Annotated in this window: 20 protein-coding genes and 1 other RNA gene; 9 read left to right on the forward strand and 12 right to left on the reverse strand. The window is 43.4% G+C overall.

Annotated features, from left to right (window positions below):
* Positions 1-10: 10 nt before the first annotated feature.
* A complete protein-coding gene (locus tag GTU69_RS12620; protein WP_166170957.1) occupies positions 11-3,289 on the reverse strand; it encodes a LysM peptidoglycan-binding domain-containing protein in 3,279 nt (1,092 codons plus the stop codon).
* A gap of 221 nt (positions 3,290-3,510) precedes the next feature.
* Between GTU69_RS12620 and dnaQ the strand changes: the two genes are divergently transcribed.
* The 3 genes from dnaQ (at position 3,511) to nudC (ending at position 7,514) form a co-directional block, all read left to right on the forward strand.
* The gene (gene dnaQ, locus GTU69_RS12625; RefSeq protein ID WP_166170959.1) at positions 3,511-4,968 is read left to right on the forward strand and encodes a DNA polymerase III subunit epsilon; all 1,458 of its coding nucleotides are present in this window, start codon (positions 3,511-3,513) and stop codon (positions 4,966-4,968) included.
* A 126-nt stretch (positions 4,969-5,094) separates the two neighbouring features.
* Entirely contained in the window at positions 5,095-6,741 is a 1,647-nt protein-coding gene (locus GTU69_RS12630; protein ID WP_166170961.1) for a chemotaxis protein, read from the forward strand.
* Entirely contained in the window at positions 6,741-7,514 is a 774-nt protein-coding gene (gene nudC / locus GTU69_RS12635; protein ID WP_166170963.1) for an NAD(+) diphosphatase, read from the forward strand. The genes GTU69_RS12630 and nudC overlap by 1 nt, the downstream gene beginning before the upstream one ends.
* A gap of 1 nt (position 7,515) precedes the next feature.
* Here the strand turns inward: nudC and GTU69_RS12640 are convergent, their stop codons facing one another.
* Genes GTU69_RS12640 through GTU69_RS12655 form a run of 4 tightly spaced genes read right to left on the reverse strand, consistent with a single transcriptional unit; the run spans position 7,516 to position 10,500 of the window.
* Positions 7,516-8,403: an alpha/beta hydrolase gene (locus tag GTU69_RS12640; RefSeq protein ID WP_166170965.1), complete on the reverse strand. Its 888-nt coding sequence runs from the start codon at positions 8,401-8,403 to the stop codon at positions 7,516-7,518.
* A complete protein-coding gene (locus GTU69_RS12645) occupies positions 8,393-9,076 on the reverse strand; it encodes a BON domain-containing protein (RefSeq protein ID WP_166170967.1) in 684 nt (227 codons plus the stop codon). The genes GTU69_RS12640 and GTU69_RS12645 overlap by 11 nt, the downstream gene beginning before the upstream one ends.
* A 60-nt stretch (positions 9,077-9,136) precedes the next feature.
* Positions 9,137-9,565, reverse strand: coding sequence for a YraN family protein (locus GTU69_RS12650; protein ID WP_166170969.1), 429 nt, complete (start codon positions 9,563-9,565; stop codon positions 9,137-9,139).
* Positions 9,562-10,500: a penicillin-binding protein activator gene (locus GTU69_RS12655; protein ID WP_166170971.1), complete on the reverse strand. Its 939-nt coding sequence runs from the start codon at positions 10,498-10,500 to the stop codon at positions 9,562-9,564. The genes GTU69_RS12650 and GTU69_RS12655 overlap by 4 nt, the downstream gene beginning before the upstream one ends.
* Before the next feature lie 12 nt (positions 10,501-10,512).
* Here GTU69_RS12655 and rsmI point away from each other — a divergent pair, with 12 nt between their 5' ends.
* Positions 10,513-11,352, forward strand: a complete 840-nt coding sequence (rsmI, locus tag GTU69_RS12660) for a 16S rRNA (cytidine(1402)-2'-O)-methyltransferase (RefSeq protein ID WP_166170973.1) — start codon at positions 10,513-10,515, stop codon at positions 11,350-11,352.
* An 80-nt stretch (positions 11,353-11,432) separates the two neighbouring features.
* On the opposite strand, the gene GTU69_RS12665 is transcribed toward rsmI, so the two are convergent.
* The 6 genes from GTU69_RS12665 to GTU69_RS12690 form a co-directional block, all read right to left on the reverse strand.
* Complete coding sequence (locus GTU69_RS12665; protein ID WP_086194938.1) at positions 11,433-11,681, reverse strand: hypothetical protein; 249 nt, start codon at positions 11,679-11,681, stop codon at positions 11,433-11,435.
* Between the two features lie 176 nt (positions 11,682-11,857).
* The gene (locus tag GTU69_RS12670; protein ID WP_166170975.1) at positions 11,858-13,105 is read right to left on the reverse strand and encodes an FAD-dependent monooxygenase; all 1,248 of its coding nucleotides are present in this window, start codon (positions 13,103-13,105) and stop codon (positions 11,858-11,860) included.
* A complete protein-coding gene (ubiH, locus tag GTU69_RS12675) occupies positions 13,102-14,310 on the reverse strand; it encodes a 2-octaprenyl-6-methoxyphenyl hydroxylase (protein ID WP_166170977.1) in 1,209 nt (402 codons plus the stop codon). Before ubiH ends, GTU69_RS12670 begins: the two co-directional genes overlap by 4 nt.
* Before the next feature lie 439 nt (positions 14,311-14,749).
* Positions 14,750-14,986 (reverse strand): DUF378 domain-containing protein, encoded by a 237-nt coding sequence (locus tag GTU69_RS12680; RefSeq protein ID WP_086194935.1) that lies wholly within the window; start codon positions 14,984-14,986, stop codon positions 14,750-14,752.
* Positions 14,987-15,430: 444 nt separating this feature from the next.
* Positions 15,431-16,762 (reverse strand): Xaa-Pro aminopeptidase, encoded by a 1,332-nt coding sequence (gene pepP, locus GTU69_RS12685; RefSeq protein ID WP_166171024.1) that lies wholly within the window; start codon positions 16,760-16,762, stop codon positions 15,431-15,433.
* Between the two features lie 75 nt (positions 16,763-16,837).
* On the reverse strand, positions 16,838-17,470 hold the full coding sequence (locus tag GTU69_RS12690) for a UPF0149 family protein (RefSeq protein WP_166170979.1): 633 nt from the start codon (positions 17,468-17,470) through the stop codon (positions 16,838-16,840).
* A gap of 64 nt (positions 17,471-17,534) precedes the next feature.
* Here GTU69_RS12690 and GTU69_RS12695 point away from each other — a divergent pair, with 64 nt between their 5' ends.
* The 3 genes from GTU69_RS12695 (at position 17,535) to ssrS (ending at position 18,657) form a co-directional block, all read left to right on the forward strand.
* The gene (locus GTU69_RS12695; protein WP_166170981.1) at positions 17,535-18,086 is read left to right on the forward strand and encodes a hypothetical protein; all 552 of its coding nucleotides are present in this window, start codon (positions 17,535-17,537) and stop codon (positions 18,084-18,086) included.
* A gap of 2 nt (positions 18,087-18,088) precedes the next feature.
* On the forward strand, positions 18,089-18,373 hold the full coding sequence (locus GTU69_RS12700; protein ID WP_166170983.1) for a cell division protein ZapA: 285 nt from the start codon (positions 18,089-18,091) through the stop codon (positions 18,371-18,373).
* A gap of 100 nt (positions 18,374-18,473) precedes the next feature.
* A non-coding RNA gene (gene ssrS / locus GTU69_RS12705) (6S RNA) lies at positions 18,474-18,657 on the forward strand.
* Positions 18,658-18,829: 172 nt separating this feature from the next.
* Here the strand turns inward: ssrS and GTU69_RS12710 are convergent.
* A complete protein-coding gene (locus GTU69_RS12710; RefSeq protein ID WP_166170986.1) occupies positions 18,830-21,922 on the reverse strand; it encodes a heavy metal translocating P-type ATPase in 3,093 nt (1,030 codons plus the stop codon).
* 82 nt (positions 21,923-22,004) lie between these two features.
* Between GTU69_RS12710 and GTU69_RS12715 the strand changes: the two genes are divergently transcribed.
* Both GTU69_RS12715 and GTU69_RS12720 read left to right on the forward strand, forming a co-directional pair.
* Positions 22,005-22,385 carry a MerR family transcriptional regulator gene (locus GTU69_RS12715; RefSeq protein WP_166170988.1) on the forward strand — a complete coding sequence of 127 codons (381 nt, stop codon included), beginning with the start codon at positions 22,005-22,007 and terminating at the stop codon, positions 22,383-22,385.
* Between the two features lie 48 nt (positions 22,386-22,433).
* Positions 22,434-23,021, forward strand: coding sequence for a 5-formyltetrahydrofolate cyclo-ligase (locus GTU69_RS12720; protein ID WP_166170990.1), 588 nt, complete (start codon positions 22,434-22,436; stop codon positions 23,019-23,021).
* Positions 23,022-23,087 lie beyond the last annotated feature (66 nt).

Below are 23,087 nucleotides of genomic sequence, written 5' to 3' on the forward strand. Positions count from 1 at the left end.
TTGCGTATTGTTATAAGTTTGGAACTTTAATCACATCACCAATTCGCAATTGTTTATTGGGTTGCATATCATTCATTTCTGCAAGTTTGGAACTTTCCAGACCATAACGGCTGGCCAGCCCAATCAGGGTGTCACCACGTTTGACTTTATATTCAACCACAGTTTTAGGAATAACAATCTGCTGCCCCACACGTAAACCGGCACGAACATTCAAATCATTCATCGCCGCCAATTCAGCAACCGATACCCCTGTCCGGTTGGCAATGGCATTTAAAGACTCGCCCGCTTTCACAGTATACGCATCGGTATTTTTAGATGATTTCACTGCTTTTGCGATAGGCTCATCCACTTTAGCATCCAGTTTTGGCAGATCCCCGTCAATTTTTAAACGTTGCCCAATACGGACAGTAGAATTGCGGGTTAAGCCATTCAATGCAGCTAAATAATCCAGCTGTAAATGATATTTTTTCGCAATATTGCTTAATGTCTCGCCAGATTTAACCACATGGCTATCACTCTTTTCAAAGCTGACTTTTTCAATTTTCGCTTCTACTTTGTTAGATGCTGCGACAGGTTCTTCACCCGTTAGTTTCAAACGCTGTCCTAAACGTAAACCCGTATTGCGGTTAATACCGTTGATATTGGCAAGATAATCCATGCCTAAATTGTATTTGGCAGAAATGGCCGACAGGCTATCCCCGGATTGCACGGTATAACTCTCCGGCACATTTGAACTTACAGGAATCTTCAGGGTTTGACCTACCCGGACGCCACTGTTGTTGGATAATTTATTCAGCTGTGCCAGTTCGGTTAAGGCAATTTTCGATTTGGCTGCAATGCTCGACAGAGTATCGCCACGTTGCACCTGATAATTTTCCGTTTTATAGGATGGCTCAATGACTACCGGATCTATTTTAACCGGACTCACTTTTTCTTCCGGCTTGCTGTTTACTTCATGCAGTGGCACATTAATTTTTTGTCCCACCATTAAGCTGCTGCCCGCAGTTAATCCGCTGGTTAAATCGGCCAACTCCTGATTAGATAAGGCATAACGGTCAGCAATCAGTTTGAGATATTCACCACGTTTGACCACATAAGATTTGGTCTTCACTTTAGCAGCGGATTTTGAATTATTGTTCTTAGTTTCAACAATATCGGAATGACTTTGAGCAGTTTCTTTTAACGATAATTTTTGACCTACGCGCAAACCACTGCTGACCGATAAATTGTTGAAATCTGCCAGCTGCTTCACCGACAAGCCAAACTGGCTGGCCACTCCGGTCAGACTGTCATTGGCCTGAACTACATAGGTTTCAGGCTGTGCTTTAGACTTGGCCGATGAAGATGTTTCGGTATTTTTTTCGCTATTTTGTGGTTTAGCATCATATAAATAAATACTGGTTCCCACGTACAGCGGCGAGTTTGGATCAATCTGGTTCCATTTGGCTACATCACGCCAGTTCAGGCCATTTTTCATGGCAATAACGGCTAAAGTATCACCCTGTTGAACGGTATAGGTACTGCGTTTTCCTTTCGGTGCAACCACTACAATTTCAGTATCTGTCTTAACGTAATTTTTACCCTGGTTACGTTTAGCTTCATCTGAATCAGGCTTGGTACTTTCCGCCACGCCTTTTGGATAAGCAAAACCTTTGGTTAACTCCTTACCTTGCTGTTCAGCGACCGACAGGCTGGTTTGAATGGCCGTTAACTTAATTTTGCCGTCAAACGGATCAACAATTTCGGTGCCTTGCGGTGCAATCGCTTTAATTTCTGCTACGACTTTTTCCTGTTCAGCTTTACTGGCTACCGGTTGCAGTACCTGTTCTAGCGTTTTATTTTCACCTTCTGCTTTCACTGCCGCCATAATCTGCTCACGCTCAGCAGCAGACAATGGAGGTTCTACAGTGACAGGCTTGACATTCGCCACCTGACTCACCGCAACAGGAATACGTGGTGCACTTGGAATATCGCTATTTGCAGCAAAAGATGCCAAGGCATCAGAGCCTTGAGGCGTAGCCATACGTTTGCTACTTGAAGGCTCTGTTACGGCCACAGGATTTGTCGCATTCACTGGGGTAGCAGTGACTGGCTGAGAACTTTTAGGCGTGTTTGTAGCTAATACCGGTGGTGCTGTTTTTGCCGGATTAATCACTTGCGTATTTAGCTCAGGCGGATTGCTTCTTTCCGGAGTAAAGGGTTTTGCCGTGCTTGCCCATAGCACACCTGAACTTGGTGATAACTTTTTAAGCCGGACATCAATAGCAGGACTTAAATCCGCAGGAATAATGATCTTCATCGGGCTTTGTTCATCAACCCAGTCCCCACGATGTCCTGGATTTAACTGGTACAGCTCGGCACGGCTTAAACCGGTAATGGAGGCGACTTCATTTAAGTTTACCGGCCCGACCGATACCTCCCTAAAGTGAGGACGGTTGGCAATCGGTGGTAAAGACACCCCATAGGCCCCCGGATTTTTAATAATTTGCGCTACGGCCAGGAAGCGTGGCACATAGTTCATGGTTTCCTGAGGCAGTTTCAGTGACCAGTAATCTGTAGGCAAGCCAGCCGCCTTATTGCGGTTAATCGCCTGCTGGATCCGTCCCGGACCTGCGTTATACGCTGCCAAAGCCAGTTCCCATGAACCAAACTGGTTATATAAGCCGCCCAGAAACTCATAAGCTGCACGGGTCGATTCCACCACATCACGACGGCCATCATACAGGCTGGTCTGTCTTAAACCATAAATCCGTCCGGTACTTGGGATAAATTGCCACATCCCGGCAGCGGCTGCACTACTGGTCGCTGCAGGGTCATAGGAACTTTCAATAATTGGCAATAAAGCCAGTTCTGTTGGCAAACCACGGCGTTCCGCTTCTTTCACCGTATGATAAAGATAACGTGAAGCACGGGCACTTAAACGGTCCAGATAAGGTTGTCGGGAAATGAACCAGCCGCGCTGTGCTTCAATACGGGAGTCCCAATGGCTCTGATCCATCTTGAAACCGACGGTCATACGCTTCCAGACATCACCATGTTTCAAGATCAGCAGGCGATCGCCTTCTACTGCGCTCATGTCTGTTGCAGACAATAAATCTTCCAATGAATCCAAGCTGTCGGCATCCAGGTATCCGGATGAACCCACCATTTTCGATTTTGAGCCATGTGTCACACTTTGGCTTGAAGAACAGCCTGACAATCCCAATGCAGCTAACGCTGAACCCAGTACTGTTATTTTTAAAAAATTGGGTAATGTAGGCTGCCACAAAATCGCGGTTGGTTTATACATAAAAAAATCCAAACAACTCGTATAAAATTTATTTTTTAGATCTGCCATTGTAGTGAAGCATGAGGGAGACACAAGGGATTAATTTAGCGCGATTTCACTATAAATGTTACAAGAATTTAAAAAATAACCGTGTAATACACTTTTAAAGTGAAATTGCGTTATACAATATGCCAATCACCTGGTTTATTTGACTCTCATTTTAGCGTTCGGATTTGGTTTATATGACTCAAACAATCACTCTCTATGTCGATGGCGCGTGTCGCGGCAATCCTGGTTTAGGCGGTTGGGGTGCATATATCATTACAGAATCAGAAAAGCATAAATTGTGTGGCGGAGAAGCGGAAACAACCAATAACCGCATGGAACTCACCGCGGCAATTGAAGGTATCCAATTTTGTCCGCGCGATGCCAAGCTGATCATCTGGACCGATTCCAAATATGTCAAACAAGGCATTACTGAATGGATTCATGGCTGGAAAAAGAAAAACTGGAAAGATGTCAAAAATCCGGACCTGTGGAAATTACTGGATGCGACTTGTCAGGGTCGTGACATTGAATGGAACTGGATTAAAGGTCATGCCGGACATCCGGGTAATGATATGGCCGATCAACTGGCCAATCGGGGCGCCGATCAAACCTTAAAGGCCATGAAAAATCTACTATCATCTGCCGAAACTGTTTTAGAACAAGTGGATATGCTGGATAAAAAAAAAGCTGAAAAAGACTGGTTGTTAGATGACCCCTTTGGTTTCGACCTGATGGAAGCCGAGCTGCAAGATGACAGTGAGTCTTTGGGAAATGAGTCTTCAGAAAATGAAGTCTTAGAAAGCACATTCTTAGAAAACACAGAACAAGAAACCGAGCAGGCAAATAGTATGCAGGAACAAAGTGAAGATCTAGACACGATTGTACCTAACATTACGACTGCTTCCGAAAAACCGTTGCACCCGCATATCATGATTACGCCACGAAGCAAAGAAGTTCATGGTCCTCGCCAGCTAATTCTGGATACCGAAACCACCGGTTTCTATTTTCAGGACACTGACCGGATTATTGAGGTGGGCGCGATTGAAATGGTCAACCGCAAACTGACTGGTAGTTCGATTCATATTTATATCAACCCGCAAAAACCGGTGGGTGAATCTGAAAATATTCACGGTATTTCAGATGAGTTCCTGAAAGACAAACCACTTTATGCAGAAATTGCCGAGGTGCTGTTTGACTACCTAAAAGGTGCAGAAATTATTGCGCATAACGCAACCTTCGATATGAACTTCCTCGATATGGAGTTTAAACGTGCAGGTTTTGTGGCCTTATCGGAAGTGTGTGAAGTGACCGATACCTTGGCCATGGCCAAGAACAAGCACCCGGGACAAAAGAACTCTCTCGATGCTTTGGTGCGCCGTTATGAAATTCCGCAGCGTGACCGTACTTTCCACGGTGCCTTACTCGATGCCGAAATTCTGGCGGATGTCTACCTAGCCATGACCGGCGGTCAGGTGTCTTTCGATATGGATACCCTGACCGAAGCCGAGCAACAACAGAGTCAAGCAGTCCGCTCCACTGTACAAATAGAGCTGCCTGTGATTTTACCTTCAGCCGAAGAATTGGAAGAACATGAGAATTGGGTCAAACAATTTGAAGAAAAACATGGAACAGCTTGTCTTTTTGCAAAATAAAATCTACATTTCTAGTGGTTTTTTGTATTTAAACGTTTAACAGTTACGTTATAGTTAAACGCAAAGAAGTTTGGCCTTGAACGGGCTACTCATAAACAGATAAAACACTAGGAAAGGTGCAGATCCATGTCTTCTTACCAAACCTCTATTCATTTTGACCCGACTGCATTGCTGATAATAAAAAATGAGGTTGATAACTCAATTAAATTAGTTGAATCAGCGGTGAGTTCTTTGGCAGAAGACCACACTTTACCCTTTGGTATTGACGATGCACTAAATCAGTTTGAACAATGTGCCCAGGTGCTGGCGCTCATTGATATGCAAAGTCTGGCTAAAATTGCCCAGTACTCAGCAGAGTTAATGCGCAAGATTATGCAGAATCCTGCGCAAATTAATACCCAAGAAGTGGTGGCCTTAAGTGAAGGCACCACCATGTTGAAACGTTACATCGAATTTATTTGCTTACGCGAAGTTAAAATTCCACAATTCCTGCTCGAAACCCTGAATCGTCTGGAAATTGTGCTGGGTAAACCGATTAGCCATGAAGGTCAGTATATCGAGCCATTACTGGACTGTATTACTCCTGATTTTAAGCTGCCTCAAGCACCAAGTCTGGAAAAGTCACAATATGTACATCGCCTGTACAAACTGTCTTTAAACAAGCTGCTGAAACAGGAAGAAACTGAATTTGACCTGCAGGCGATCAAACTGGTCGGTGCCTATTTGGCAGGTCTGGCAGAAAATACGCCAAGCAAACAATACTGGAATCTGGTGCATGTGGCATTTAATCAGGTGAACCATTTATTGATCAATGATGTACGTTTACGCACCCTGATCGGTATTGAACGCAATATGGCACAATATTTTAGTGCTCCAGATCGCTTCAAGCCAAGTCTGTCTGATCTAGCCAACATCTTAAGCTTGTGCATTAGCCAGGAAGATGAGACGGCTCAATATATCCGTAGCCAGTTAAACATTGGTGAAGATCATCTGACCGATACCCAATTGCAGGTATTTAGCCGCCATCTTTATGGTCCTGATTTTGATACCATGCATACCATTAGTGAACTTGTGACCACAGAAATGGCGCAAATTCGTAATGATATCGAATTCAACTATCAAAACATGACCGCTGAGAAAACGCAGCAACTACAAGCTCAATTACTCAATCTTGCCAATATCTTTAAAGTATTGAACCTGAATGAAGCATATAACGATTTATCGCGTCAGGCTGCATCACTTAGCCAAGGTGATATCTTAAAAGATGAAAATTTTGCACAGCAGTTGATGAATTGCATTTTGTCTGCCATGAACTCGATTGGTGTTCTGGAACGCCATTACACCTCAAGCCGTTTACAACTTCGTGTAAATAATATGAACATTTCTTTAGACCGTTTAGATGAAGCACATGAGGCTTTACTGAACGAAACTAGAGCCGTGATTGAGCTTTCCAGCCAAATCTTGATGCAGTACCTGCAAGATCAAAATCTGGCTGTGCTTGAGAATATTCCAACCCAATTGCGTGAAATTGGCGGTGCCCTGCTGTTCTTAAATGCCGAATCGGGTCGAACTTCATTGAATACGGCTGCGACCTTTATTCAACAGCAAATTGAAAATTCTGCAACGATTACTGCTGAACAAATCAACCACACCCTCGATACTTTAGCCAGTGCCGACATGCTGATCGACAATTTAAAATCGAAACAGCCTGTCCTGCAGTCGATGTTTGATGTAGCATTGCAAAGTAGCGAAAAACTGAAAACTGTTGCCTAATGTCTGAATTGTCACTTGCTTATATCTTCCATCAACATCAACTTCTAGTCGATGAAAACTTTCAGCTCCCTCGGGTAGAACGTTTAGCAAGTGACCTTCACTTCAACACGGGTGATCAGGTGATTGCCCGTGACCTTCTCGAAAATGAGCCTCTTCCTGTAGGCTTGCAACTGGTTCCTATCCGTCAATTGTTAACCTTGTGGAATACCCAACAGTTTGAAGCCGCCAGTCGTGCCATCCAGCTGTTAGAATGGCGCCGCAACCACAAGTTCTGTAGTCATTGCGGACATCCAACTGAAGCCCATGCGACTGAATATGCCATGGTTTGCCCAGCATGTGGTTATCATCAATATCCGCGGGTACAGCCCTGCGTCATCACCATCATTACCCGTGGTCAAGATGAAATTCTGCTGGCTAAAAATGCCAACAACAAAAGTAATATGTACGGTCTGATTGCCGGTTTTGTTGAGGTAGGAGAAACGCTGGAAGAAGCTGTACGCCGTGAAACTTTTGAGGAAGTGGGATTAAAAGTAAAAAATATTCAGTATCTTGCCAGCCAGCCCTGGCCTTTCCCTAGTAACTTGATGCTCGCCTTCCGTGCTGAATATGCTTCTGGAGAAATCAAGCTGCAAGAAGAAGAAATTAGCGACGCGCAATTCTTTAAAATGGATCAACTGCCTGAAATTCCATTTAAAGGCAGTATTGCCTACGCCATGATTAAACATATTACCGAAGGTCATCCTGTAGCAGATGACACCCGTGAATGGCTGTAAACTAGGGTTTTAAAGCTTCATCCAGAACCGCCAAAATTTGTTTCTTGGTCTGGAAATAGCGACTGAACAAACTGGAAACTGATCCCATAATCGACACATGTCCAGTACCCGGGATGGTAATCATCTGGCTATGATTACCCTTTTCCTGCAGAATACGATGTAGATCTTCGGAGTTATTGTGACCAACCACCTGATCATTTGCCGCTAAAAATAGGTAATGTCGCACGGTATTGGTTTCAACAAAATAATAAGGCATCACTTGTTGATAAGGTACGCTTTGGTCAAAGGCATCTGCACAGATCGGATCATCTTTATAATCAAAATGATAAGGGCCAGACAAACCAATAATGGCTCGAATCTGGCTGCGGCATTGCAAAGGGTAAGGTGTCGGATGATAGAGTGCCGACATGACATTAAATGCACCGGCTGAATGGCCCATCAATACCAGTTTTTCCGTCTGAATATTGTATCTGGACTGATGCTGAGTCAAATAGTTTAATGCCAGGCTCAGATCATCAATATAACTGGGAAATACATGCTCGGGAGCAAGATGATAATTAATTACCGCAACATCATAGCCTTCTCTGGCGAAAGCCTCTCCCACAAAGCGGTAATCTTTTTTATCTCCATGCAGCCATGCCCCACCATGCACAAATACAATTAAAGCACGCTGTTTACGCGGCACTTCGCTGGTAAAAATATCCAGGCGTTGCCGGGCTTTCAAGCCATAAGCAATGTTTTCAATTACCGTATAGCCTTTACGTGGGGTTAAACGGTTTAAGGCATAGCTACCAAAATCGTAAAGGCGAAAATCCTTGTACAGGATTTGCACTTTTTCTACTTTTTGCTGGATTTCCTTTCTAACTGTTTCTACAACCTTATTGAGCATAGGTGGGCTCTGCTTGATCCGGATCAATAGCCACTGGTGTCTGTTCGACAGGCTGTGCATTCACGACAGGGCTACTAAAACTTGAAGTCCTTATAGCGGACTGTTCCACATTGTCAATCAGGGTAATAATTTTGGTGACATTGCCGACTTGTTGCAGCACCTGATTCAGATCATTAATTTCTGCAGTATTTAAACGCCCCATCACATATAAAACCCCATCTTCAGTGTGAATGCGCACTTTGCTATCAGACACCACCACGGCTTTCATAATCAGACCACGTGTATTCGCAGTTACCGTGGTATCTTGCATAATAGTGCTATAACCAATCTGGTTACCCACAGCAATGTAATTATGGACTGTTTTTACATCACTCATGGCACGGACATTATCTTCAGCTAACTGTTTTAAGTGTGCATCCGGCACTTGACCGGTTAATAATACATTGCCATGAAAACTTTCAATATTGACACGAGATTGTTTAAAGCGACTGTCTAATTTATATAAATTAATTTTAGCGGTACGTTCTATAGAGGAATCGATAAACACCTGTCCAAGAGAACGGGCGCCACTTTCTGTACCTACCGGGGCCGATCCTGTGCCACTCGAGATAAAACTTGCACAACCAGATAAACTTGCTACACACAGTAACGTCATTGCAATACGGTTAAACACTCAGCAAGACTCCTCATTATTCAGTTCTATTTTATGTCAGCATTTACGCTATGATTTTGTTCAAAGATTAATAAACTCTTCATCAAAAGTAAAAGCATTTTCAATCCATTGTTGATCATAAGTGAATTTAGAAAAATCTTGCTGTATGGTTTTTGCAAATTGTTGAAGAAAATCAAAACAAATCACATCAAAACGACAATAAAAGGTTTGCAATTCCGGATGGGCATGCAAAAAGCACAGCGCCGATTTCATAATTTTGCGCTGTTTGGAAAAAGAAATGCTTTCGAAGGACTGGGCATACTGGGTGACTGAACGTGCTTTGACTTCGACAAAAACCAGTTCCTGAGCCTGCTGTACAATCAGGTCAATTTCCCCGTAACGGCAATGATAATTTGCCACAAGCAGCTGGAAGCCTTGAGCCTGCAATAATATTAGAGCCTGCTGTTCAGCCCATTGCCCCAAATTTAAATGTGCCGCAAGCTTTGTCATAACAATGCCCGGATTCCCTTTTTAGTATTTTCGAAGCAATGTGGAATACGCTGGATTTGATTGTTATTGACTTGAATTAGTCCGGTACGTCCCTGAAACTGCATACTTTTTAAATTGGGTTCAGCCAAATACTGGCTCGCAATATGCCAGGCATCGCCACCAAAAGCGATCAGGCGCTGATAGGCCATGGGAATGGCATTTTCTTGAATGGCCTGGATGACATCTCGCCATTCCGAGCCATATAAGGCCGGAGCATCACAAAACTTTGCCCCTACCGGCAATGTCTGACCTTGTTCAACGGCATTTGCTAAAATATAAATGTTTTTATGCGGCAGCTGGGTCAGTTTATTCAGCCAGGCATTATTCCCCAGTAACAATAAACCGGTATGCTTATTTAACTTTTTGGGTGCTTCCTCAATTAAATTCAGTGCGTAATCTGTCTGGGTAAGTAAAGAAATCAGAAACAGTTCATTGTCAATTTCAGCATCCTTTTGCTGTAACACATAGAGCTCTTTGATTTTGTCATTCTGCAATACCTGATTCAGTGCCACCGCATCATCCTGCTTGGACAGGCTAAATTGTCCTACCTTTGCAGATTGTGAGAATCCTTCATTTAGGGCCAAAACCCGAACCTTCGGCTTTGCCTTGATTAAAGCTTCCACATCCTGACGGGCTAAAGGTCCGATCACCATCTGGGTTTTTTTATTGACATTTTGTTTAAGCAACTGCGCAATCGGTTTTTTGTCCGAGTTTACAAATTTAATGGGAGTTTCCAGCTCTGATGCGTGATAAGCACTCATAAAACCCTGTTTGACACTTAATCCGGCTCGCGCCAAAGGCCCCGATTCGGGTAAAATGACCAGTAGTTCAGCTTGAGCGTGATTGAAAATGCAATACAGGATGAAGCCAATTAATTTTTTATTATTATTCAACATTGGAGAAACCTTATGAGTGCTCAGTTATTTGTTGTAGCGACCCCAATTGGGCACTTAGATGACATTACTTATCGTGCTATTGATATTCTAAAGTCTGTAAGTATCATCGCGGCAGAAGATACGCGTACTTCCGCTCAATTATTAAAGCACTTTAACATATCAACTCCACTAACTGCCTGTCACGAACATAATGAAAGCAATAAAATTGACATCTTGATCCAGCGCTTGCTGAATGGCGAAAATATGGCACTGATCAGCGATGCAGGTACGCCGCTGATTAGCGATCCGGGGTTTAAACTGGTTCGTGCAGCCCAAGAACATAACATTCGCGTTATTCCTGTTCCCGGTGCCTGTGCAGCCATTGCAGCACTCAGTTCTGTTGGTTTACCGAGTGACCGCTTCAGTTTCGAAGGTTTCCTACCTTCACGCCAGTCACAACGTCTGAGCCAGCTGGAAAAACTGAAAGATGAAACCCAAACCCTGATTTTTTATGAAGCACCGCATCGCATTTTAGAGTCGGTCAAAGATATGGCCCAGGTATTTGGTGCCAATCGTCCTGTGGGTTTTGCCCGTGAAATTACCAAAACCTTTGAAACCATCAAAAAGATGACTTTGACAGAACTGGTTCAGTTTATTGAAGCTGACCACAACCAGCAAAAAGGTGAAATTGTGCTGGTCATTGGCGGTGCAACTGAAGAAAAGGATCTGGAACAGGAAAAACTGGACCAGCTATTGACCCGTTTATTACAGGATTTATCCGTAAAAGCCGCTTCACAACTGGCCGCAGATTTAACCGGAATAAAAAAGAAAGTAGCGTATCAACGCGCGTTGGAACTGAGTAATAAAGTCTGAGGACTGGTCGATCAAAAGTAAAAAGCATCACAAAAGTGATGCTTTTTTTATTCTGTAGCGAAACCCGACAAAAGAATCTATTAATCTTTTGCCGACTCGTCTGCAGGCACTTCAGTAATACGACCGCCACGCGCAAGGAAAGCAGCCACCTCATCTTCCAGTGCTTGACGCTGTTTCAGTTTAGCAGTCACTGTCAGTGTTTCAGCTTCAGCCACATCACCATCAGTTGCAACTGAATCACTGTCAGATGCACCTTTTTCAGCAGCTTTTGCTTCATCTTCATCTACTGCAGTATCTTCTACATCATCGTAGTCATTCATATCTGTCATCTTTCTTTCTCCCCAAAAATGACGTCTATCACTTCAATTTGAATTGATTGCGAACTAGGAAGAAATTTAGCAATCTCTGTAGGTTTCGCATAGAGTCAATTTAAAAAAAATCGTATCTTTTTTAACAAAAAAAGTAACCTTGTATAAATATTTGTACAAAAAACAGTTTTTCAGCCTTAAACCGCATATCGTGTATCTTTTAAGATCTGCAATCCATTCGCTTGAGCCATGAAGGCATCTTTTAATGCCGCATGTTGTTCCACTTGTTTTAAGCCAAAATTTCGTGCCCAAACTACGGGAAACAGTTGGGTCGTTTCCATCCATCCAATTGCAGACATGCTGTGCATCATGGCATCGTTTTGACCTTTACGGCGGTGTTCATAGCGCTGTAAGGTTTGTTCATGCGCCCATACTCCACGTTTCAAATCATGCAACAGTACATCACATAAAATGGCTGCGTCCAGACAGCCAATATTGACCCCTTGACCAGCTAGTGGATGAATCACATGTGCGGCATCTCCAATCAAGGCTAAACCGGCTTTGACATACTGCTGTGCGGCACGTGCTTTAAGCGGAAACTGCGCTCGTGGCGTTGCCTCTAAAACCTCACCCAGCATGTGATGACTTTCACGCGTGAGCAACGCAGTAAAATCGGCATCATTTAAAGCGGCATATTCTGCTGCATAATCATCTGGTAATGTCCAGACAATGGATTGCCAATAGCCTTGCTGTTCCGGCTTTAAACTGGCCATCGGTAAAAAGGCCAATGGTCCAGTTTCCAGAAAAATCTGACGAGCCACATGTTGATGCGGCTGGGCAGTTCGAATGGCACAGCTCAACCCGGCCTGTTTATAATCCAGAATATCGAGATCAATAAAGGCCTGTTCACGAACAAAGGAATTTGCACCATCCGCGCCAATCAGCAGTCTGGTTTTTAATTGGGTGCCATCTGCCAGGTGAATCTGCCAGATTCCCGCTACACCCTGCTCTATAGCTGTGACCTTAACCTGAGTACGATAATCCTGAAGCTGCTCCAGCATTTTTTCTTGAATGGCCAAGTTCAACAAACTTGGCTCGACCATTGAACCCAAAGCTTGCTCAACCGATGGCATTTGCTCTGCTGCATGCCCAAAGTTAATTTCACCATAGCCATTTTTATTCCACACTTGCATGCCTGTGTATGGCTGTTGGCGTGCCAGTCTGTCCCAGACACCGGCCGTTTTCAATAAATGAATAGTCGCCTGGCTGAGCGCCAACACACGTGGGTTGGCAACACTTTTGGTTTTCTCGGCATCCAGAATGGGGGCTGCATCCAGTACCGTGGTCTGCACACCACCTTGAGCCAATAACAATGCAGTCAGACCACCAACCAGACCACCACCAATAATGACGACATCTAAAACATCAGACTGAACCTGGTTCATGCTTTTAACCCCATTGCATAATTGGCCACCAGCGGCTTAATGCCTGGAATGGTATCAAAAGCAACCAAGCCGGTATTACGAATGAATTTTAAAACAGGGTTGCTATTGCTAAAGCCACGGACTACCGAATCACAGAACTTGATCACACGTTGCTGATCGGTCAGACGGGATTTTTCATAGTCTTGCAGCATGGCTGCATCACCTAAGTCGGCTTGTTGTGCGACTTGTTCGCTTAAATAACGGAGCAAGACATAGGCATCACGCATACACAGGTTAAAGCCCTGACCGGCTACCGGGTGGATGGTATGGGCTGCATTGCCCATCAGTACCACACGTCCAACGGCCTGTTTTTCTGCCAAAACTTGCGACAAAGGGTAACTAAAACGCTTGGCAGTTTTCTGGAATTTACCCGCACGGTCACCATAGGTTCGCTGTAAAGCATCAAGGAAGTGCTGGTCATTTTCATCATCTAGCCATTCGCCTTCTGTACCTTTTTGCACCGGCCAAACCACTGAACGGCGGTATTCACCCGGTAATGGTAACAGCGCTAAAGGTCCAAGCGGGCTAAAACGTTCAAAGCCGACATGGTTATGCGGTTTTGAGGTTTGTACAGTCGTAACAATAGCCACTTGATCATAGTCATGTACCGATGCACCAATGCCCAAGGCTTTACGGCAAAATGAATCGCGGCCATCGGCAGCTATGACCAGCCTAGATTGTAAAGCTAAGGTTTCTTCACCACGTTGCGCTGCGATATAAGCAAAGTCAGCATCTTGGGTCAGTGAGGTCACTTGAACACCATCAATCAGTTCAATCAATGGCTGTTTGCGTACTTGTGTAAGCAATACACGGCCGAGCCAGGCATTTTCAATGACCTGACCAAAACTTTCGACTTTTTCCTGTTCTGCTTTTAAACGTGCCTTGCCAAAGCTGCCTTGTTCGGTGATATGTACTTCCAGAATTGGCGTGGCATGTTCCTGCAAGGCATTCCATAAGCCCAGTTTCTGATAAATTTGTACGCTACGGCGTGACAAGGCACTGTTACGTGCATCAAAACTGGAATGATAGGGTACAAGATTGGCCTCATCATAATTGGGGTACTTAATTGCTTCGAGCAACTTCACTGCAATATTTGCCTTAGCCAACATCAAGGCTAAACTTAGCCCGACCATACCACCGCCTACGATGATTACTTCTTGCTGCATGTTTTGATCCTTTTATGTCGTATCTATCAGGTTGAGATACTTATAATCTTGATTGATTTTATATTACCTCAAAGAAATTCATTTTTATAATGAATTAGCGCTGCACTTTTAGATGATATCCAATTATGAATGGATTTCAGCCAGATTAAGCCGATGATCTAGCTGTCTTGGCTCCATAAAAAGTGTTTAGTGCTTACGCTGTAAACATCATAGGGGTATTGCTTAAATCTCAACCATGAAAAAATATGTGGAAGCAATCGGTTTCAAGTCTATATGGCTGTGAAGCTCCCCCACAGAAACCTTCAGCTTGCAATGTAGAAGCAAAAACGGAGCTTAAGCTCCGTTTTTACAGACTCAAATGAAATTCTCATAACACGATGATATAAATTACAGAAAATCGCCTTAATGAGGTTTCTAATTGAGCTTTGTATTCAGTCTGCTAACGTACCACTCTTGTCTGAGGCTCATGATGTACTGTTTTGCCTAATTTCGTGCCTGTATAAATCAGATATAGTGCCGACAAACCCACCAAGATATAAATAATCCTAGATAGAGCACTCATTTCACCAAAAATAGCAGCGACTAAATTGAAATCGAATGCACCAATTAAGCCCCAGTTCAGGCCACCAATAATCGCCAAAGCGTAAGCAATCCAATCAATAGTATTTAATCTCATCATTTTTCTCCCACTGTTCTTTAGTTTATTTAAGGATCAGAGGAATTATCTGAAGAAAAGCAGATTTAATATGTTGCTTTGATGCTAAAAACCGATTTTATATGTTGAATTCATGTCAGTTTTTAAACTTTAAATTTTAACTGGGTTGGTTTTATTTAAGTTATTCGAGATAAACGTAAATCAAACCATTTTTCGCATTTAATGCATATCCACCCGAATTGCATCAAATATTGAAATTTTTTAATCTCGTCGCAAGAAAATCAAAAACAGTCAAACCACCCAATTGATCTGGAATTTGTTATGACGAGCAATAGTTACATCGATTATATACACCACAACTGTAAGATTGGTTTTTATGGCAAAATCTAAAAATCATGCTCCAATCAGACCATATCTTTAATAAAAAAGCCGATCAGATGATCGGCTTTTCATCCTAAAAATCGCTTAGGCTACTTTGGCTTTTGCCATCAGGGCTTCAATATCTTCTACTGTTTTGACCACATCTTTGGTGAGCACCAGTGGCCCATTTTCGGTAGCAACCACATCGTCTTCAATGCGGATACCAATGCCACGCCATTTGGCATCGACAGTTTCATCATCTGGTGCAATGTACAGCCCCGGCTCAACCGTCACCACCATACCCTCTTCATAGGCACGCCATTCGCCATCCCGTTTATATGAACCGACATCGTGTACGTCCATACCCAACCAGTGTCCGGTACCATGCATGTAGAACTGACGGAAAGTTTCTTTTTCGATAATTTCCTCAATATCACCTTGCATAATGCCAAGGTCTAATAAACCTTGAACTAGAATGCGTACCGCCACATTATGCGGCTCTTTGTAAGAATTACCAACACGTACTGCATCAATCGCAGCCAGTTGTGCTTTTAACACCAGCTCATATAAGGCTTTTTGCTCAGGGCTGAATTTACCATTCACCGGGAAAGTACGGGTAATGTCTGAGGCATATAACTGATATTCGCAAGCCGCATCAATCAGCACCAGATCACCATCTTTCAGCACTTGGTCATTTTCTACATAATGCAAAATGCAGGCGTTGGCACCGCCACCGACAATACTGTTGTAAGAAGGCACGCAGCCATTTTTACCAAAAATGTAATTCAATTCTGCTTCCAGTGCATATTCCATCATGCCAGGTTTCACCGTTTGCATGGCACGGGTATGCGCTTCTGCCGAAATATCCGATGCAAGTTGCATCAACTTGATTTCTTTTTCAGATTTATGCAGACGCATTTCATCGACAATTCGGTCCAGCTGAATCACTTGTGCAGGTGCAGAAGTACCTTTGCGTGATTCACCATTAGCTTTGGCAATCCATTTCGCTACACGGGCATCAAAATCGGCCTGATGACCAATACGATAAAACAGTTTTTGTTTATTGTGCAGTTTCTCGATAATTTCTTCATCCAGCAGGTCAATGGCATAGGCTTCATCCGCCTCGTAATCATCCACTGCACCGTCTACACCGGCACGGTAACCGTTCCAGATTTCCATCTCGCGGTTACGTTCACGGCAAAACAGACTATAGGTATAACCTTCATCAATCGATTCAAAAGTTTCAATCACGGCTACTGCTTCAGGCTCTGCAAAGCCGGTCAGATAGAAAAAGCTGCTGTCTGCACGGAATTTATAATCCGCATCGCGGTTACGCATAGCAACCGGACTAGTGGCAATAATTGCAATACTGTGCGGACCCATTTCTTCTGCCAGGCGGTCACGACGTTCCTGAAAATCTGCTTGAGTCAGTTTCATCATTAAGTGTACTTTTGTCTTTTATGAGGAGGTTATAACTTTTAAAGGGTTTGTTCTTGAACACAATCGCCCGAATTAGCTCGGACGATGTGGAGTAAACATTTCCACTACACTGCTGGCTTCTGTAGTCGCACTATTTTTTTGCAACTGCGGCTGGATGTCTTGCAGCAATGGGGTTTCTGCCACTTCTACCTTTTTACGACCTAAAGACAGGCTGACAGGAATCAAGCGCACAAACTCGTAAAGTTCCTGATAGCTTTCTTCGCCTTCTTCGTCATCATCCGACTCATCAAATTCAACCGCTGCCACATCTTGCAGATGTTCAATCAGTTCCATTTCATCCGGACGGATATGTCCTGATGCCAGACCAAATCCCAATACGACACCGGCACACCAGTCCGCCAAGGCTTGTACACGATCCGCAAGAACGTGTTCATCATCCGGAAGCAAGGGTAAATAGTCGAGTTCATCTTCAGATAAAGCATGGGCAATATCTTCTGCTTCATCAGCTAATATCTCTAAAACCTGCTGCTCTAGCGCAGGAATTTCAAGCGTGGCTAAAATTTGTTGCCATTCATCACCGGTCGGTGCCTGAGTAACACAAACAATACCCGTTAGTAACCCATGTAACTCACTTGGGCTTGAAATCTCTTCAATTTTTGAAAAATTGTGGTGCCATTCCGACCAACCTGAAATATCGTCTTGCATTCGCTTATCCAATCTCTATACTTCTTATATATTACCTTTGTTTGCGATACTGTGCGACCACGATATGTTAGAAGAATTACAGCGTCTACAGGCGCATATTGGCGTTTTAAAAACGCGACTTGCGCATTATGAAAGTGAAAATGCTGCACTTAATGCTGCAAAAGCAGATTCCAACGAGCACTATCATGCCCAAATTGTGCAAAAAAATGGCATCATCACTCAAAAACAAGAAGAAATAGATAATCTGAGTGAGCAATTAAGCGAAACCCAATCGCAATTCAAGCAACTGAATAGTGATGCAGCCGCTTTAGCAGACCGCTATAGCCGTTTGGAAAAAAGTTGTACCGATCTTAAAAACCGTTTTCAGGAAATTCTGGCTGAACGTAATGAATTACGTGTCATTAAAGAAAAAATGCAAAATGATCACCGTGTTGCTCAACAGGAAATTCAGGGATTGCAACAGGAACGTGAAAGATTGTTACAAAAAAATGAACATGCTAAAGCCAAAGTTGAAGCCATTATTCAGCGTCTTGCAATTTTAGGTACTGCTCAAGATCAGCATGCGCAAGAAATTCAACAGCTTGCTCACCCAGCCGATGCAAATGAGGATATTTAATCATGAGTGAACAAATTGCCGTTGAACTGCGTGTGCTGGGTCATAATTTTCGTTTAGCAACCACAGAAAAGGAAAAAGCTGGTTTAGAACGTGCAGCTGAATTGTTAAATGAAAAATATGATGATTTTCGCCGTAAAGCACCCCGTGTTGAGCCGAGTAAACTGATTATTATGGTTGCACTTGAACTGATGCAGGAAGTTCTTTCAATGAACAAATCCTTGCAAGAGTATGCACATTGTGATCGCTTGCTGGCGACTATTTTAGAAGACCTCGATGATTTGGTTTAATTTCCTATAAAATTGAATAAACTATCAACGTTTGTGATTTAACTTTACAGTTGTTGCACATTGAGGATTTGCCAACACCTCATTATTGGTTATACTTACTCTATCTCTGAGGTGTTCGCCAGCGCGTCTATATCCCTGCCGATACTTAAATCTACGGATTGTGTTCTGCATATTTAGAGTGTATGCCCATCTTCGAATGGGAAACCCAGCAAGTATGCGTCGCGTCCACCTTGAACTTCTTCGGGTTCAGGGTAACGACATGCAGCGGCATCTTCGGAGTGTTTTTTCTTATTATTCTAAGTGTCATTTATTACAATACTTATTCATCTATTTTACATTTTAAAGAATTTTCGTTTTTAAATTTCATTTCATTCTCCGCCATATTCATCAATATTTTATGCAAAAAAATACCCAAGATTTTCATCTTGGGTATATCACTTAAGTTCTGGCATTCAGTTATTTAGACTTTTGCAGCCGCAAAGCATTGATGACTACTGACAATGAACTGAGCGACATGGCAACCGCTGCAAGCATCGGAGTCAATAACAGTCCAGTCAGAGGATAAAAAACACCCGCTGCAACAGGCACACCCAAGCCATTATAGACAAAGGAAAAGGCCAGGTTCTGCTTCATGTTCTTCACACCTAACTTTGCCATATGAATGGCATCCGCCACACCGCGGATATCCCCTTTGACCAAAGTCACTTGAGCCGTCTGTTTGGCAATATCGGTACCATTACCCATCGCCACCCCCACATTGGCCTGGGCAAGTGCCGGTGCATCATTAATACCATCGCCAGCCATCGCCACAACTTTGCCTTGAGCCTGATATTTTTTTACCAGATCCAATTTTTCAGTCGGGGTACAGTTGCCATAAACCTGCTGAATCCCCAGCTCAGCCGCGACCAGTTTGGCATTCTGCTCGTGGTCACCAGTCGCCATCACCACTTCAATACCATCGGCCATCAGTTGATCAATCACCTGATAGGCATTGTGTTTGATCGCATCGTGAATGGAGATATAAGCCAAAACTTCTTGCTGATTGGCCAGAAAGCTAATCACATTACCGCTCTCGCGTTGTGCATCCAGCTTCACTTGAGCATGTTCAGGCAGCTGCAACCCCAATTGATCAATCAGCTTTTGGCTGCCCACATACAGGGTTTGACCCTCAATTTGACCTTTCACCCCAAAACCGGTGACATCTTCAAAATCACTAACTTTTAGCAATTGATCATGCGGAACAAGCTTGGTTAAAGTCTGGGCAATCGGATGAGTTGAATATTGCTCAATCGAGGCAATCCATTGTTCCACTTGCACTTGCTGCACTGTATCTGAAAGCAGTTTAATCTCTTTCAGACTCGGTTTACCTTCAGTCAAGGTTCCGGTTTTATCGACAATTAAAGTGGTGACTTTGCTCAAGGCTTCTATGGCTTCAGCATCTTTAAACAACACGCCTTTTTGCGCTGCCCGCCCTGTGGTTGCCATCACCGACATCGGCGTGGCCAGACCTAAGGCACATGGACAGGCGATAATGAGTACAGCTACTGCACACATCAGCGCCAGATCAAATTGCGCTTGGCCAAACAGCATCCATGCCATAAAGGTCAAAACGCTAATCGCTAAAACAATTACCACAAAATATTTAGCAAATACATCGGCAAGTTTTTGTAACGGCGCTTTGGAGCGCTGTGCTTCCGCCACGGTCTGAATCATTTTCGCCAAGGTAGTATTGGCACCCACTGCCGTGGTTTGAATACGAATACTGCCCCGCTGGTTCACCGTCCCGCCAATCACCCGGTCATCAAGTTCTTTTTTCACCGGAACAGGTTCACCGGTCATCATGGCTTCATCAACATAGGTTTTGCCTTCCACCACAATGCCGTCGAGTGGAATTTGGTCCCCTGAAGAAATCTGCAAGATATCGCCCTGGTTCACCATGCCAATATCCACCTCAACAACCTGATCATGCTGTACCAATTTTGCCGTATGCGGTTGCAGTTTTAGCAAGGATTTAAGTGCGTCAGCGGTTTTGGCACGGGCTTTTAACTCCATGATTTGCCCAAGCAAACTCAAGGACACAATCATACACGCTGCTTCATAATACACAGCGACCCCATGACCGGTTTTGGCCTGCATCGGAATCAGGGATGGAAAAACTGTCGCTACAATGCTGTAAATAAATGCCGCCAGCACCCCGACCCCAATCAGGCTCCACATATTCAGATTGCGGGTTTTATAGGAAATCCAGCAACGCTCAATAAATGGCTTGCCTGCCCAAAGTATGACAGGAATAGACAGCACCAGTTCAATCCATGGCTGAATATGCTGCGGAATAAAGGCATGAATATGCGAACCCATGGCCAATACAAAGACAATTAAAGTCAGTGGTAAAGTCATCCAGAAACGGTGACTGAAATCGACCAGTTCAGGATTCGGTGCATCATTTAAGGTCGGTTGCATCGGTTCCAAAGCCATACCACAGATTGGACAGGTTCCCGGTCCTTTCTGCACAATTTCAGGGTCCATCGGACAGGTATAATCCATGTCAGCAGCACCTTCCGGCACAGGTCGCTGATCTGCTGGAAGCAAATAAAATTCAGGGTCTCCTTTAAACTTTTCCAGGCAAGACGGATTGCAGAAATAGTAAGTTTTACCCGAATAATCAGTTTTTAAATCGGTTGAAGTGTCTACCGACATGCCACAGACAGGATCGACCTCAGAATGAGGTGATGATGCAGGATGAGTTCCGCCACAGCAGCTGGATTTCTTTTCTTCAACTGCCACTTTTGCTGTTGAAGCACAGCAGGAAGATGCTGTTTGCAGAGTTTGTAAATATTGTTCAGGTTGCTGGGTAAATTTATTCAGACAGCGTTCTGAACAGAAATAATAATCTTTTGATTCAAACTGGCTATGCCATTTAGAATCCGTTTTAACCTGCATGCCACAAACCGGATCAACTATTGTTTCACTCACCTGCTCTACGGTTTGTGCTTTATTTCCCGCACAACAGCCTAATGATTGCGCTACGGGTGGTTGATTTTGAGAACCGCAGCAAGATTTTTTTTCATCTGTTTTTAATTGAGATGCACAACCGCAGCCCGAAGTTTTAGATTTATTTTTTTCTAAATACTGTTCTGGATTGGCCTGAAATTTATTCAAACAGCCCTGACCGCAAAAATAATAACTTTTATCTAAGTATGTAGTGTGCGGCTTGGATAAATCCGTCACGGTCATACCACAGACGGGATCAATATACTGTTGTGACTCAGCTTTTTGACCGCCACAACATGAAGATGAGGCCGCTAAAACTTTAGCTTTATTTGCACAGCCACAGCCTGATTTAGGCGTGGTTTCTTGAAGGTAAGCTTCAGGATTTTTAATAAACTTTTGTTTGCAGCCATCACAACAAAATAAATATTTTTTCCCCTCAAATTCAAAATAATGTGCTGAACTTTCCGAAACGTTCATTCCACAGACTGGATCAACTTTCACTAATTCAAGGACTGAATCCTGTTTTGCACAGCAGGCAGATTTTTGTTGCTCATTCATCCGACTCACCTATTTTATTCTTGCATTGTGTTAGCATAAAGTCTGTACCCAAGTACAGAGTCAAGTCATTTGAGGATATTTTATGCTCACTATCGGAAAACTGGCCAAACACTGTCATGTAAACGTCGAAACCATTCGCTATTATCAACGCATCGGTTTAATGCGCATACCTGAATCCACGCAGAGTTACCGTTATTACAATGACAAAGATATTGAAACCTTAAGCTTTATTCAAAAAGGCAAAGATGCAGGCTTGCAACTCAGTGAAATACAGGAATTACTGCAACTTCAACTCGAAGACCGTGAACAGGTGCGACATGTCATTGAGCAACGATTGGAAAAAATTGATCAACGAATTCAGGAATTGCAGGCACTCAAAACCCGTTTAAGCAGCTGGGTAGATGAATGTAAAACCACCAATGAAAGCTGTTGCCCGATTTTGAAAGAGCTGAAAAACAGTTAAACTGCTTTTACGATGAAAATGTATATATTTTTTGGGAATCTATAACAGATGTCAGTGGATTTAAAAGTTTTACGCAAGCAACTTCGACATCAGCGCAGAGCCGTTTCCAGCTTTCAACAAAAACAGGCGCAACAAAAAGTACTTCAGCAACTGATCCGGCTAAAACCTTTTCAGCATGCCAAAAAAATCGGCATCTATCTGAATGCCTTTGGTGAAATCCATACCCAAAAAATCATTGAATACTGCTTTAAACAGCATAAACAGGTTTATCTGCCGATGATTTGCACCATGAACCAGCAATTGCACTGGGTCAAAATCACGCAACAACAATACCGAAACAATCAATTTTCATATCATCCACTCGGCATGAAAGAGCCTATGGCCGGGCGTGGCCTGCATGTTTCGACGCTGGATTTTTTAATCATGCCTTTGCTGGCCTGTGATATTCACGGTACCCGCATTGGGATGGGCGGCGGTTTCTATGATAAAACCCTGGCCAGCACCCCCCATAAACCCTATCGGCTTGGTATTGCACATGCCTTTCAGCTGATTCAGCAACCTTTATATCGTGAAGTCTGGGATCAACCTCTCGATGCCTTACTTATTCCTGCAAAATATCTACACTTTAAGCGTTGAATGGGTATTTTTGACTGACAAGAATATTTTAAAATCACACATTTACTCATTTTTTATACATTTTCA

The sequence above is a fragment of the Acinetobacter sp. SA01 genome (assembly GCF_011319235.1).
In the GTDB taxonomy this organism is placed as follows: domain Bacteria; phylum Pseudomonadota; class Gammaproteobacteria; order Pseudomonadales; family Moraxellaceae; genus Acinetobacter.